This window comes from Pseudomonas sp. TMB3-21 (assembly GCF_054898145.1).
This window is the reverse complement of sequence record NZ_CM142718.1, coordinates 3,601,013-3,616,126: the sequence shown is the minus strand read 5'-3', so window position 1 is coordinate 3,616,126 and position 15,114 is coordinate 3,601,013. Positions and strand designations below refer to the sequence as shown.

Sequence of the window (15,114 nt, the reverse complement as noted above, 5' to 3'; positions counted from 1 at the left end):
ACATAGCCATAAATCCGCCCGTCAGCCAGGAGTTCAGTCATGCGCATGCAAGACACGTTCGATGTCATCTATACCCATACCGAAGGCGAACCACTGTGCATCGTGCACAGCGGCATTCCCTACCCCGCCGGTTCGAGCATTCTCGCCAAGCGCGCCTTTCTCGAGCAGAACTACGATTGGTTGCGCAAGGCCCTGATGCAGGAACCGCGTGGCCACAAGGACATGTTCGGCGTGTTCCTCACGCCGCCATCGAGCAGCGAATTCGACGCCGGCCTGATCTACATGGACGGCAGCGTGTATTCGCACATGTGCGGTCACGGCACGATTGCCGTGAGCATGGCGATGGTCGCGCTGGGCCTGGTGCCGCGCGGTGCCGATGGCATCACCAAAATCCGCTTCGAAACCACCGCCGGCCTGGTGGTGGCCGAGGTCGCTTCCGAAGGCGATAAAGTACTGTGGACCCGTTTTGAAAACGTGCCGGCCTACGTCGCCGCTCAGGACATCCCGATCACACTGCCCGGCTACGGTGACCTCAAGGCTGATCTGGTCTGGGGCGGCAACTACTTCGGCATCATCGACCTGAGCGATTGCGACCTGCGCATCAGCCCCGACAACGGCAGCGAACTGTCGCGTCTCGGCCTGCTGGCGCGTGACCAGATCAACCGGCAACTGAAGATCCAGCACCCCACCGAGGCGCACATCAATGACCTCAACTTCATCACTTTCTGGCACCCGGCGACCATCGAAGGCGCGTTCTATAAGAACGTCCACGTGTTCAGCGCCGGTCAGCTCGACCGTTCGCCCGGCGGCACGGGCACCAGCGCGATGATGGCGATGTTCGAGGCTCGGGGAAAACTCGGTTTGAACCAACCGATTCTGTCCGAAGGGTTGTTGGGTAGCGGCACCTTTGAAGGCTGCCTGCTGGGCGAAGTCGACCTCAATGGCACCCGCGCAGTACGCCCGACGGTCAAAGGTACGGCGAGCATCCTCGGCACTTCGCGCTGGGTGATCGAACGCAATGATCCGGTGGGCGCGGGGTTTGTTATTAACTGATGGGCGCTGCGGCAACCGCCGCGGTCCTGGTTGACTGATCGATCGCCAGCGCGGTCCCCGTTTTAACCGATCGATTGCCAGCGCGATCCCTGTAGCAGCTGGCGAAGCCTGCGTCCGCACGCGGCCCCGAGCCGGACGCAGGCTGCGCCAGCTGCTACAGGTTTGTGCGGCAATGCTCCTGCGGTGTATCAGTGTGTATATGGCTGCTATTTTGATACATGGGTTTTCACCGGGCTGGGGATTCGACACAGCCCGGATACGTCACCGCGTTGAAATGGGCGCCAGGTTTGAAGGGCAGCAGTCAGCCCTTCGATCATTGGCTCGCAACGGAGACTTCACATGAAAACGGCACTGCAGAACAACAAACCCAATAAAACTCGCCGGCACTTGGCCGGCTCGTCAATCCTCGCACTCGCCCTGTTCGGCGTGCTCGGCGTGGCCCAGGCGCAGACCGCAGCGACCGCCCAGCCCGCGGCAAATAACGCGCAAGCTTCATATACGAGCCCTTCCCCGTTCGGCCCGCTCAAGCACGTCAAGGCTGGCCTGCTCGACGTGGCCTACGCCGAAACGGGTCCTGCCAATGGCCCGGTGGTGATTCTGCTGCACGGCTGGCCGTACGACATTCACAGTTACGACGAGGTCGCGCCGTTGCTCGCGGCCAAGGGCTATCGCGTGCTGATGCCGTATGCGCGAGGCTATGGCGACACGCATTTCCTTTCCGATAAAACCTTGCGCAACGGTCAACCGGCGGCGCTGGCCAGCGACGTCATCGACTTCATGGACGCACTGCAAATCAAACAGGCGGTGCTCGGCGGCTACGATTGGGGCGCGCGTTCAGCCGGCATCGTCGCCGCGTTGTGGCCGGAGCGGGTCAAGGCGCTGGTGGCGGTCAGTGGTTACCTGATCGGCAATCAAGCGGCCGGGCAAAATCCGCTGCCGCCCAAGGCTGAATTGCAGTGGTGGTATCAGTTCTACTTCGCCACCGAGCGCGGCCGTGCCGGGTATGCGAAGAACACCCATGATTTTGCCAAACTGATCTGGCAACTGGCTTCGCCGAAATGGGCGTTCGACGACGCCACGTTCGAGCGCAGCGCCAAGGCGTTGAGCAACCCCGATCATGTCGACATCACCGTGTTCAACTATCGCTGGCGCCTCGGCCTGGTTCAGGGTGAAAGCCAGTACGAGGCGCTCGAGCAGAAACTCGCCAAGGCGCCGTCCATCAGCGTGCCGACCATCACCCTCGAAAGCGATGCCAACGGCGCACCACACCCGGCGCCCGAGGACTACGCCAAGCGCTTCACCGGCAAATACGAATTCCGCCTGATCAGCGGCGGCATCGGCCACAACCTGCCGCAGGAAGACCCGCGGGCGTTCGCCAAGGCGGTGATTGATGCGGATCACCTGTAAGGCTTGCCTGAGTTTCTCGCCACATAAAAAAACGGCCTGATGGGCCGTTTTTTTTGTGCTTCACGCCCCGGGCGCGAACTCTTTATAGAAGGCCAGCGCCGCGAGGTTCTTGTCCTTGGCTTCGAGCATGATGTCGAACCGATCCATGAACAGCTGTGCGTAAGTGTTGGTCCAGCGATTCCACATCTGCGCGCTGTGGCCGTAGAGGTCGCGCTTGGTCACCACTTGCAGCAACTCGGGCATTTCCAGCTTGCGGTCGGCGTCGAAACCCAACTCCTGCAAGCGCTCCGGGGGCTGCGAGTAATGCATCGTCGGCCGGACCCCGCGCCAGCTGTCGATGACCTGTTGCACACGCGCGGAATCCGGGGCGATGTAGTCGTTTTCGTTAATCCAGCAATGATGGATGTCGAGCACCACCGGGGCCAGATCCGCCAGTTGCAGGCAGTCGTCGACGCCGTAGGTTTTCTCTTCGTTCTCGAAGGTGATGCAGTTGCGCGCCACTTCCGACAGCCGCGGCCAGACCGCCCGAATGCCCTCGCCCCCCAAGCGACCGGCAATGTGTACGTTGCATTTGAAGTCCTGAAAACGCTGACCGTAGCCCATCATCCGGATCATGTCGGCGTGGTATTCGAACTCGGCGAGGCTGTTTTCCACCACGTTCGGCTTGTCCGAACCCAGCACGCAGTATTGGCCGGGGTGAAACGACAAGCGAATGTCCGCCGCCCGCGCCAGCGTACCGATGGCAGCGAAGCGCTCGGCGAGCTGATCTTGAATAGCCGGGTCCTGATAGAACGCAGCCACTTTCGGGTGACTGTAGAACGGCAGTAAATCGCTGCTGAGCCGCAGCATGCGCAAGGTTGGCGGCAACTCGGCGACGTAGGCCAGCAAGCGCAGTTGCGCCTCCAGATTATGCGCGATCACTTCCAGCAAACGGTCCCGAGCCACCTGTGGCTCGACGCCGTCCATCCAGCGCAGGGTGGTGGTTCGTGGGTTGAACGGGCTCTCGATGAGTTTCAAAGCACTGAGCGAAAGGTCGCGCTCGGGATGCTTGAACTGGCAGGCGAAACCGATTCGTGGGTGGGTCATGGGGAATCCTGGTTGTGAGGCTTGATTCGGAATAGACACCGGGATGAGGCAGACTTTCCAAGCGATTTTGGCAATGCGCCGGTTAATGAGTCTGGCTCATCAGACGGTGTACATATCCGTTGCTGCGGTTAGGGCTGCTATTGGTTCCGCCCTTACGGCGGGTTACTTGGAAAAGCCTGCGCGGCCCGGCGCCAAGTAACCAAGCGCCTGCGCCCCTGACGTACGGTGGCTCGCTCCGGTCCAGCTCCGTGGGCCCGCTGCCATCGGCCATCCATGGCCGGCGGCAGCTAACCCGGCATCCTTGCCGGGTTGCCCACTGCGCAGAACCTGCGCTCGGCCTTCCGACGGGGCAGATCAAAGTCGAAGTCAAAATCAAAAGCAAAATCAAGATCTGAAGCAAAGCAAAGCAGCGGCTGCGCCATCTGGGCAGGATCACTTCATGCCGACACGACACAGGACCTGTAGCAGCTGGCGCAGCCTGCGTCCGGCTGCGCAGCAGTCGTCAATTGGGCGCTCGCGGCTGCCCTGAAAAACCGCGCCGCCTGATTTTACGACTGCTGCGCAGCCGGACGCAGGCTACGCCAGCTGCTACAGGGTTTTGTGTTGCTGCGCAGATTTGGCGCAACGCCTGCGAGCCAGGTCGGCTATCAGGCCGCCTCGGCGCGCTGTGGCTGTGAGTGCCCCCTCGGGAGGCCGAGCGCAGGTTCTGCGCAGTGGGCAACCCGGCATGGATGCCGGGTTAGGCGCGCACGGCCAAGGATGGCCGATCGCGCCGGGCCCACGGAGCAGGACCGGAGCGAATGCATGGCGAGCACTAGCGAGCCACCGTACGTCAGGGGCAAGAGCACTTGGTTACTTGGTGCTTTTCCAAGTGACTCGCCGTAAGGGCGAAACCAATATCAGCCATCGCAGCAGAAACGGATATGTACACCCTCAAAACAACCGTGGCCCTAGACATAGCCATCGCTGGCAAGCCAGCTCCTACAGTTGACCGAGTTCAACCTCAATGATCATGCAAAAATCCAATTCTGCTATCACCGTGGCAAAGGATATGTACACCCGCAAAAACACGGTCGCCCAACATAGCCATCGTCGGCAAGCCAGCTCCTACAGTTGACCGAGTACAGAGGAGAAAATCCAGCAGGATTCAAGTCCGCTATCGAGAGCAAGCAATGCTCCACCTGGCCCCCACAGGCTCACCAACCACCTGCCCAATCAAATCAACGGCGAACTGCTCACCACCCGCAACGCCAGCCCCTCATAGGCATCCAGGGTAATGGTGAATTCCCCCTCCGCCGTCAAATCCCCTTCAACCCGCTCATTGATGATGTCCACCACCGGACCCGGCGCAATGTTAGGCAGGTGCAAGGTTTCAACGATGGCCTGGGCGCTGAAGTTGAGCGCAGTGATCTGCGTGCCCTTACCTGCCGGCAGTTCGTGAACCATGATCAGCAGCCCCGGATTCTCGACATCGGGAATCAGGATCTGCTTGCTGGCCGCGATGTCGTACGAGCGACGCACGGCGAGGATGCGCTTCAGTTGCGAAGCAAAAGAATCCAGGTCCTTGAGCTGAGTCGGCAGGCTGCCATACAAGGTTTTCGGACGCGGCATTTGCCCCGCCGACAGCGGCGCATCCGGATTCAAATCGACAAGGTCATAGGCCCCACGATGAATCCAGCGCGTGTCGCCATCCTGCATCAGGTGCGCCACTTGCTCGGCCGGCAGCGGCAACGCGCCGACCAGGTCCCAACCCGACAGCGCAAACACCCCGGGCTGCATGGCGTTGTACATGACCAACAATAGGTGAATCTGGCGGATCTGGTCGATGTCGGACTTGCTGATCAGGTCCAGGTCGCGGATGCCCAGCGCAGCCGTGATGATGCTGGCCGTGGTGCAGGACACGCCGTTGGTAACGAACTTGAGGTTGTAAGGCGCATGTTCGCCGGCGAGACGCTCATACATCTGCTCGCGAATGTGCTCGCGCAGAATGTTGCCGGGGAACGTCTGACCTTGATAAAGGAAGGTGTCGTGGGCATGCAGCGTCCAGAAGTGCACCAGTTCCAGGGTCAGCTCATCGTGGTTCTGCAACGCGTGAATCAGCGAGGCCGGGTCGATGCCATAGGTGTGGACCTGACGCAGCATCAGGCGCAAAAACTCGGCATCGCCCATCAACAAGGCGTGCTGGTACGCCGGCCGGGTGATGAAGTCATAAGACAGGTCGGCGCCGCCGTGGGACATGGAAGCGATGTCGTCGATGGTCAGGTTCAATTCCTGAAAACTGAAACCGCCGGCCTTGCGAATCGCGCCACCGAGTAACTGGTTGCCGGTGATCGACAATGGATGGCTCTCGGACCAGGCCGTGCCATCGAGTTTGCGTTCCACACCGAGGAAGCCATTGGCATCCAGCCGAAGGATTTTCGCGCCCATCACATCGATGGCATGCAGCGCGTCGCCGATGATCATCTGCTGTGCGGCGAAGCTTGGGTCCAGCCAGTTGAGGGACGGCTGGCCTTCCTTGAAATAATGCAGATACACCCAGCGTCGCGGCTTGCCGTCCACGCCGATGACTACCGCGGTCGCGCTCCAGTCGGTCTCTTTGACGCCCGGCTCGAAGAAGATCACCCGCTGCAACTGACCGACAATATAGTGCTTGTCGCGCAAGGCATCGACCTGCAGCGGCGTGAGGTTCTGCGCATCGCGTCCTTCGAGCACGTCGGGCAGCAACGGCCAGTCTTCCTCACGGATTTCCACCATGTGGTAGAGACCCGGATAATCTTCGTAAGCCATTTCGGCCAGACGGAAGTCCGCGCCTTTGCCGGTGTGCGACGGGATCACGTCATCGATGATGACCGCGTTGTGCGCGGCGGCGATGCGGCTCAGGCCCTGCAGCTGTGCTTCGGTGCCCAGTTGTGGGTCGATGCCGAAGCTGATGCGGTCGAAATTGCCGTCGATGGTGGGCGTGTGCTCGCGCCCCTGCAACCCACCGGAGGTTTTCAGCGGGCCGTTGTGGATGCCCTGAATGCCGATTTCGGACAGAGCATGCCACAGCGTTTCATTGCCGAGCGCTTCCAATACCGTGCCGTCTTCGGCGGTGATGATGGAAGCGGGATAAGCGGTGAACCATACCGAAGCCAGCGCCGACGCATCTCTGGGACGGGTATGAGCGAAAGGTTGCTGCCAGAGTCGTCCCTGTCCGGAATACAGTTTCGCCCGTTGCCGGGCTGCATTCAGCATCGATTGCTCGACCAACCAGTTCACATGCTCGTTGCTCTCTTTCGCCATAAGTACAGTCGCTCGCAGTCAGATTCAAACATTCGATCCGCCCCATGGAGCACTGTCTTGCCTGTACCAACGGCGCGGGTAGTGTGTATATGAGCCCGCGAGGCGCCATTCGTTGCATGTAATCGCCACAAGCGCAGCGCCGCAGCTTCAGCTGCCTGCCGTTTCCTCAACACCTATCAGCGCGTTGAACGTCTCGTTATCCAGTGGCCGGCTGAGGAAATACCCCTGACCTTCGTCACACGACACTTCTTTGAGCATCTGCAAGTGCTCGACCGTCTCGACGCCTTCCGCCGTCACCGTCAGCGACAGCGCGCGGCCCAGGCCAACAATCGCCTGAATGATGGATCTGTCATCCTCGCTGCCGACCAGTCGATTCAGAAAGCTGCGGTCAATCTTCAGCCCGTCGAACGGAAAGGTGCGCAGGTAGCTCAGCGACGAATACCCGGTGCCGAAGTCGTCCATTGCAATACGCACGCCCAGGCGTTTGAGGGTTCGCATGATCTCCAGTGCACCGGTGGCATCTTCGAGCATGACGTTTTCGGTGATTTCCAGCTCCAGGCGCGCAGGGCTGATGCCCGATTCGTCCAGCGTTTGCTGCACACGCTCGATGATATTGCCCCGCTTGAACTCGCTGGGCGACAGGTTAACCGACACGAACAGCTCTTCCGGCCACTGTGCCGCGCAGGCGCAGGCAGTCTCCATGACCCAATTGCTCAAGGCCAGAATCAGCCCGCTTTCTTCGGCGATCGGAATAAAGGTGTCGGGTGGAATCAGCCCGCGTTCCGGGTGCTGCCAGCGCACAAGCGCCTCGGCGCCGACCATGTGACCGTCGGCGATGCGATAGCGCGGCTGGAAATGCAGCCGCAGTTCTCCGTGCTTGATCGCATAACGCAGATCACTTTCCAGGCGCCGCCGCTCGATGATCCGGGCGTTCATGTCACCGGCGTAGAAGCGCCAGGTGTTCCGCCCGGCCGCCTTGGCTTCGTACAAGGCAATGTCGGCGTAGCGCAGCAACTCGGTGGCCTCGCAGGCATCATTCGGCGCCATCGCGATGCCGATACTTGCACTGACAAACACTTCCTGCTCTTCGACTTCCACTGGCCGCTCGATGGACTCGATCAGGCGACGGCAGAGCGCTTCGACTTCTTCCTGCGAGCTGACATCGGTCAGAATCAAGACAAACTCGTCACCCCCGATCCGTGCCACCAGGTCGCCGTGACGCACGCAATCGGCCAGCCGATTGGACACTTCATTGAGCACCAGATCCCCCGCCGCATGCCCCAACAAATCGTTGACCGGTTTAAAGCGGTCAAGGTCCAGGCTGAGCATCACAAGCGGCTGATCTGCCGTCGGCATTGCCTTGAGTTTGCCGTCCAGGAATTCCTGCAGACGGGTCCGGTTGGGCAGACCGGTCAGGGCGTCATGCTGCGAGAGGAATTCGATGCGCCGGCGCGCTTCGACTTCTTCGGTAACGTCGGTTGCGGTGCCGCGGAAACCTCGGCCGTCCATTTCCCGGGCCGAAAGACGCGTGATTCGTTCGCAGCCTTTGGTATCGACATAGCGACACTGGACGCTGATATCCGGTCGCCGGTTGGGAATGCTCAGCCACTGCGACAGTGCGCCCATTTCCGTGTGCAACAGATCGTCCATTTTCGCGCCGCACCATTCGTCTCTGGACAGCCCTGTCACCGCCTCGAAACGTTCGGACAGATAGGTGAAACGGCCGTCGGTGGAGATTTCCCAGACCCAGTCCGAGCTCGCCTCGACGACATCGCGAAAGCGCGCTTCACTGGTGGCCAGCGCAGCCTGACTGCTGTGGATCGACTCAAAGCTGGCGTCCAATGCCTGGGCGGCCGCCGTGGTGCGCCGCAGGATCACCCAGATCATCAGCCACACCAGCAATGCGGCGAGACCAAGCAAAGGCAGGCCGACGCCGAGCAAGTGCAGGCCTGGCCTCGGTGGATTCCAGTGCAAACTGCCGGCGGTGCCATCTTCGCCCAGCGGGTGAACAAGTTTCTCTTCGGGTTCTCTGGCGCTCGCGACGTGCAGGCCGTTGATCCCGTAATCCTTGCCGATGGCGGCAAGTTTGGTGCTATCGAGCATGTCCACAAAAATAAGCACCGACGACGTCCGCTCATCAGCCTCCACCGTCGGGTCAGTGCCGGTCGTCAGTGCTGCCGCTGCTATCAATGCAGGCACGCCGTTGACATTGATGAACCGTGTAACCGGCGTTTCCTCTTCCGCGCCGGCACGGGCCTCATCGAGAATCGCGCTGACGGACTGGCCCAGCCATGTGGAAATCTCAATATTTTCCAGCTCACCGTTGATCACGGAATACACCGTGCGATCAACGTCGTTAACGACAAACAGACCCTGAAAACCGAAATCGGAGTACAACGTCGGCCCGATATTCTTTCGCACATAGGCCCAGTCAACGTCTACCCGAGTATGCAGGTGCTCGTAGGCGTCACCCCAGTACGCGTAATCCTTGACCGTGATGCGCAGGGACTTTTCCAGCGATTGCATCGCCTTGTTGGTGTAGAAGGCACTTTCGACCTCCTCTGTGCGATCCAGATCATGCGCCAGGTAAATAAGCGCATAGCTGGCGAGCAGAAAGACCCCGGCCAGTAAACCGACGAATTTGTACAGAGAGGCACGCGCCAGTGCCACGCTTGAGCGATTGGACAAGGGACAGGCGATGGGGTGAAGATCGGTCGGCATATATTCCCGCTTGGCGTGGTGCATGTCGGTTGCATACCAAGCTATCGACCGGCATGACAGAAATGTGAATCGCAACCCGCACACCCGATGTGTCAGGCGACGAACTGCACTCCACGAGCCAGGCGCTCAGTCATTTCGATGGAACCCGCTCGCCGCCCGATCCTCTATCGCAGATCAGCACAGGAGGATTTCCCCATGTTTGATCGAGCAACCGGCATGAAGCCAGGCGAACGCTATGCCTTCAATCGCAACAGCGGAGAGCGCGCGCACCAGTTTCCGGGCTTCTTCCTCGACGGCAAATATTACTTGGCGGCCGAGCTGCAAACCGCAGTCGGCTGGCTTGAAGGCTGCCAGTTCATGTACGACGAGCTCGACCTCGACGGTGAGCCGGTATTCCCTGATCGATTTGCCGGCACCATTGAAGACCTGACCCTGACGATGGTCGACGGGGAACGCCTGAAGCTCGAGGAATTGCCCTATCGCGCTTATCTCGATTCGTCTGCGCAAAAATCCGATGTCACTCACCGGCCGCCGTCTCGCATTCGCCGGCTTGAGGGCAAACTGGTGGTCATCACCGGCGCCTCCAGCGGCATTGGCCGCGCGGCCGCCCATGCTTTCGCTGACGAAGGTGCGCGCCTGGTATTGGCGGCCAGGGATACGACAGCCTTGGCGGAGGTCGTCGAAGAATGTGCGGAACGCGGCGCCGACGCGCTGGCGGTGCGCACCGATGTCACCAGCAGCGAAAACATGCGAGCGCTGGCGGAACAGGCTGCTGACTACGGTGACGGTCGCATCGACATCTGGATCAACAACGCCGGTGTCGGCGCAGTCGGCAATTTCGAGGACACACCGCTGGAGGCGCACGAGCAGGTGCTGCAGACCGACCTGCTTGGTTACCTGCGCGGCGCTTACGTGGCCTGGCCGTATTTCAAGGCGCAGCAGCGCGGGATTTTGATCAACACATTATCCATCGGCAGTTGGGTCGCGCAGCCGTACGCCGCCGCCTACTCGGCGAGCAAATATGGCTTGCGCGGTTTGAGCGAGGCATTGCGCGGGGAATTGACCGGGTTTGCCGATATCCATGTATGCGACATTTACCCGGCAGTCATGGACACGCCCGGCTTTCGCGACGGTGGCAATTTCACCGGCCACGCGCTCAAGCCACCACCGCCGGTCTACGATCCGCAGCGCGTGGCCGAGGCGATGGTCGCCCGGGCGCTGCATCCGCGTCCGACCACCACGGTGGGCAGTGCCGCTGTCGTCGGGCGACTGGCGCATTTTCTGCTGCCGGGTTTCGAGCGGATGTCAGGCTGGTTGACGCGGCTTGGCGTGAATCGCAGTTCACCGTCGGCGAAATCATCAGGCAACCTGTTCGAGCCGCCGAGCGGCGAACGCCGGGTCAGCGGTGGCTGGCGTGGCAAAGTACAAACGCCTTCGCTGGTCTGGGCAGCGGGCGCCGCAGTGTTGCTGGGCGGGTGTCTGGTAGCGCTGAAACGTTATCGCGATCGTCACTAGGTTTGCGCAATCGCGCGCGTCATCGCCGGTCTGCAACTGACGGCGATGGCGGGTCACGTCAAATGGATCGCAGCCGTTCACTCCAGACCTTCGGCGTGTACAAAGCACAACTTGTTGCCTTCGGGATCCCGGCAATATGCGCCGAAATAATCTTGCGAATAGTTCGGCCTCAGCCCCGGCACGCCCTCATCCGTACCGCCCATGGCAATCGCCGCCGCCCATGCCGCCTCGACATGTTCCTGAGAGCTGCAGGCGAAGCTGATCTGAGTGCCATTGCCCCAGGTTGCCGGCAATCCGTTGAACGGCTGCTGGATAAAAAATTGCGGCCAGCGCTGCCCCGGATAATGCCAACCCGCACCCGGCGGGCCGCCGTCGTTCTCGTCCGGCATGCGTTTAAGCCCCAAGGGCGCCAGCACCGCCTCGTAAAAAGCCAGCATCACGCTGAGGTCACGCGCACCGACGATGATATGGCTGAACATGTTTTTCCTCCGATAAGCTGTGACTCTGAACTGCCCCCCAAATGCTGGATATCGATACTGTCTTTGCGGGATAGAAGACTTTGTAGGAGCCGGCTTGCTGGCGATCCAGGCGGCACGGTTAACCCGATGCACCAAGTTGCCTGGATCGCCAGCAAGCCGGCTCCTACGGCTGGAGACGCAGTTAGCGTTATTTCTTCGATCCCCCGGGCAACACCGAGCTCAGCACTTGCTTGGCCGTCTGCACGATAATGCCCGCCTGATCCGGATCGCCCCGAAGCAACGTCGTGGCGAATTTCTTTGCCTGTTCCAGCTTGATATGCGGCGGCAACGGCGGCACGTTGGGGTCGGTCTTGAACTCGATCACCACCGGCACTTCCGAAGCCAGCGCCTGCTCCCAGGCAGCGGCGACGTCCTCTTCGCGATCGACGAAAATGCCTTTCAACCCGATGGAAATCGCGAACAGGTGATAAGGCACATCGGGGATGTTCTGCGACGCTTCGAACTTGGGATCGCCCTCCATCACCCGCTGTTCCCAAGTGACCTGATTGAGGTCCTCATTGTTGAACACCGCACAGATCCACTTGGGGTTTTGCCACTGCCGCCAGTATTTGGCGACGGTGATCAACTCCGCCATGTTGCTCATCTGCATCGCTCCATCGCCGACCAGCGCGATCACCGCCCGTTGCGGGTAAGCGAATTTGGCCGCAATCGCGTAGGGCACCGCGGCGCCCATCGAGGCCAACCCGCCCGACAGCGAACACATCATGCCGCGACGAATTTTCAGGTCCCGGGCGAACCAGTTGGCGCACGAGCCGGAATCACAGGTGATGATGGCTGCGTCAGGCAGGCGGGGCGACAACTCGTGCACCACACGCTGCGGGTTGACCGGGTCCGCCTTGACCAGCGCGCGCTTCTCCAGGGTTTTCTCCCAGCTCGCGTGCCAGCCTTCAATTTTCTTGCGCCATTTGCGCGGGGTCTTGTGTTGCAGCAAAGGTAAAAGCGCCGCCAGGGTCTCGGCGGAATCCCCCACCAGATTGACTTCCATCGGATAGCGCAGACTGAGCATGTCCGGCTGCAGATCAATCTGTACGCCACGTGCATGGCCTTCCTTGGGCAGGAATTCGGAATACGGGAATCCCGAGCCGATCATCAGCAAGGTGTCGCACTCCATCATCAGCTTGTAGCTGGGCTCGGTGCCCAACAGACCGATGCTGCCGGTGACCCAAGGCAAATCGTCCGGCAACACCGCCTTGCCGAGCAGCGCTTTGGCCACGCCGGCGCCGAGCTTCTCTGCGACGGCAATGACTTGATCGGTGGCCTGCAATGCCCCGGCGCCCACCAGAATCGCGACCTTCTCACCCGCATTGAGCACGTCCGCAGCGCGCCGCAGATCCGCGTCATACGGCACGACTCTCGGCTTGCTGTAACCGACGCCGGAATGCACGGTGCCGTGCGCCCTCTCCGGCTCCTTGTACTCGGCGTCCTGCAAATCGTTGGGCAGGATCAACGCTGTGACTCGCCGTTCACCCACGGCCGTGCGCACCGCGCGGTCGACCAGGTGGCGGACTTGCGAAGGTTCTGACGCCTGCTGCACAAACGCGCCGGCGACGTCCTTGAACATCGAGAGCAGATCCAGCTCTTGCTGATAATGACCGCCAAGCGCCGCACGTGCCTGCTGACCAACAATGGCCAGCACCGGCATGTGGTCCATCCGCGCGTCATAGAGGCCTGTGATCAAGTGCGAAGCGCCGGGGCCGGAGGTGGCAATGCACACACCCAGCTCGCCGGTGAACTTGGCATGCGCCGACGCCATGAAGGCGGCCATTTCTTCATGCCGGGCCTGGACGAATTCGATCTTGCCCTGAGCACGGCTCAGCGCTCCGAATACGCCGTTGATGCCGTCGCCCGGATAACCAAAAATCCGCGTGACGCCCCACTGGCTGAGTCGCTCAACCAGAAAATCGCCTACTGTCGTTGTCATGTCGTTCCTCGCCTTGGGTGCTCAGAGGTGTAAGGTCTGGACATCCCGGCGGGCTGCGAAGTTTCGACGGATTGACCTGACGCGCTTGCATCGGCCACTGGCGCGGCGCTGGAGAGCGGCAGCTGATACGATCCAGAGACTCGCATCCAAGGAAGTTTTCACATGCGCTCATTTCGTAACTGCTGGCACTTATGGCTGCTGCTGAGCCTTGTCTCGCCGGCCATGGCAGATACCCAACAACCGCCTGAACACATGGTTTATCTGCGCACGATTGCGCCCGGGATCGAGCAGGACATTCGTTACGCCGGCGCGCACAACTTCACCGGTCACCCGCTCGACGGTTATGCAGCGTCAGAATGCCTGTTGTCACTGGACGCCGCGCAGGCGTTGGCACGAGTGCACACAACCTTGCAGGCGCAAGGCTACGGGTTGAAGGTTTTCGATTGCTATCGCCCCAGCCGCGCTGTGGCCGACATGGGCCGCTTCGCCACCGAACCTGGCGACCCGCGCAAGGCCGAGTTCTACCCGCGCGTCGACAAACAAGACTTCTGGCGGTTGGGTTACGTCGCGCGCGTGTCGAACCATTCCCGAGGGTCCACCGTTGACCTGACATTGACGGGCCCAAACGCCCTCCCCGCCGACACCTGGACGCCGTCAGCGGCACAAACGGATTGCACCGCACCTTACGGCCAGCGTTGGCGCGACGGCGCGCTCGACATGGGCACCGGTTATGACTGCTTCGATGAACGCGCTCACACCGCCAACCCGACCATAGGCGCGGCGGCGAAGGACAATCGCCAGCGCCTCAGCCGTGCCATGGAGAAAGAAGGCTTCAGCGGCTATGACAAAGAATGGTGGCATTTCACGTACGCGTCGGGGGCCGCCCGCAAGGACGTCATGGATTTCCCGATCACCGCGCTCAGCGCCCGCGACGTGCTCGGCAACAGCCGGCAATTGATCGTGGTCACCAGCAAAAACTGGACCGACGTGCAGGGCACCGCCCAGCGCTATGAGCGTGACGGTGACACCTTTCGCAAACGCGGTGATGCATTCGCGGTGGTGGTCGGCAAAAACGGCATGGCCTGGGGCAAGGGTCTGATCGGTGTCGAGCCGGGCGCAGACCCGGTCAAGCGTGAAGGCGATGGCAAGGCCCCCGCCGGTGTGTTCAAGCTCGGCACGGCATTTGGTTTCGAAAAAACGGCCAACACCCGACTGTCTTACCTCGCGCTGACACCGACTACCGAATGCGTGGACGACGGTCGCTCAACCCATTACAACGCGCTGGTCGACGGTGCCACGACGAGTAAAGACTGGAACAGCTCCGAGCAGATGCGCCAGGAAGCGGGTTACCAACAGGGCATTTTCATCGAACACAACACGCCGGCCTCTCCAGCGGCGGGCTCGTGCATCTTCTTCCACATCTGGCGCAGCCCCACCTCGCCGACGGCGGGCTGCACGGCGATGGAGCCGGCCAACATTGCCGGTTTGTTCGGGTGGCTCGACCCGGCACTGTCGCCGTTGCTGGTGCAAATGCCCGAGGCGCAATATGAGCGCTACCGTGACCTCTGGCATTTACCGCAACGCTGAACC

General features: G+C 61.0%; 9 protein-coding genes. 4 read left to right on the top strand and 5 right to left on the bottom strand.

Translation table 11 applies throughout. The features are described 5' to 3' along the window. Window positions 1-39: 39 nt before the first annotated feature. Together ACYZTS_RS16580 and ACYZTS_RS16575 are read left to right on the top strand one after the other, a co-directional pair. A complete protein-coding gene (locus tag ACYZTS_RS16580; protein ID WP_028624447.1) occupies window positions 40-1,053 on the top strand; it encodes a proline racemase family protein in 1,014 nt (337 codons plus the stop codon). 339 nt (window positions 1,054-1,392) lie between these two features. Beyond that, window positions 1,393-2,460 (top strand): alpha/beta fold hydrolase, encoded by a 1,068-nt coding sequence (locus ACYZTS_RS16575; RefSeq protein ID WP_028624448.1) that lies wholly within the window; start codon window positions 1,393-1,395, stop codon window positions 2,458-2,460. Between the two features lie 60 nt (window positions 2,461-2,520). Here the strand turns inward: ACYZTS_RS16575 and ACYZTS_RS16570 are convergent, their stop codons facing one another. The 3 genes from ACYZTS_RS16570 to ACYZTS_RS16560 form a co-directional block, all read right to left on the bottom strand. After that, window positions 2,521-3,546, bottom strand: a complete 1,026-nt coding sequence (locus ACYZTS_RS16570) for a UV damage endonuclease UvsE (protein WP_461990523.1) — start codon at window positions 3,544-3,546, stop codon at window positions 2,521-2,523. Between the two features lie 1,215 nt (window positions 3,547-4,761). Further along, complete coding sequence (treS, locus tag ACYZTS_RS16565) at window positions 4,762-6,828, bottom strand: maltose alpha-D-glucosyltransferase (protein ID WP_461990522.1); 2,067 nt, start codon at window positions 6,826-6,828, stop codon at window positions 4,762-4,764. 147 nt (window positions 6,829-6,975) lie between these two features. Next, window positions 6,976-9,549 (bottom strand): bifunctional diguanylate cyclase/phosphodiesterase, encoded by a 2,574-nt coding sequence (locus ACYZTS_RS16560; protein WP_033050970.1) that lies wholly within the window; start codon window positions 9,547-9,549, stop codon window positions 6,976-6,978. 195 nt (window positions 9,550-9,744) lie between these two features. On the opposite strand from ACYZTS_RS16560, the gene ACYZTS_RS16555 reads away from it, so the two are divergent. Then, window positions 9,745-11,064, top strand: a complete 1,320-nt coding sequence (locus tag ACYZTS_RS16555) for an SDR family oxidoreductase (RefSeq protein ID WP_461990520.1) — start codon at window positions 9,745-9,747, stop codon at window positions 11,062-11,064. Window positions 11,065-11,141: 77 nt separating this feature from the next. On the opposite strand, the gene ACYZTS_RS16550 is transcribed toward ACYZTS_RS16555, so the two are convergent. Beyond that, entirely contained in the window at window positions 11,142-11,543 is a 402-nt protein-coding gene (locus ACYZTS_RS16550; RefSeq protein ID WP_028624383.1) for a VOC family protein, read from the bottom strand. A 187-nt stretch (window positions 11,544-11,730) separates the two neighbouring features. Then, the gene (locus ACYZTS_RS16545; RefSeq protein WP_461990518.1) at window positions 11,731-13,524 is read right to left on the bottom strand and encodes a thiamine pyrophosphate-requiring protein; all 1,794 of its coding nucleotides are present in this window, start codon (window positions 13,522-13,524) and stop codon (window positions 11,731-11,733) included. A gap of 162 nt (window positions 13,525-13,686) precedes the next feature. Between ACYZTS_RS16545 and ACYZTS_RS16540 the strand changes: the two genes are divergently transcribed. Further along, window positions 13,687-15,111, top strand: a complete 1,425-nt coding sequence (locus ACYZTS_RS16540; RefSeq protein ID WP_461990516.1) for a M15 family metallopeptidase — start codon at window positions 13,687-13,689, stop codon at window positions 15,109-15,111. The last annotated feature ends 3 nt before the right edge of the window (window positions 15,112-15,114 follow it).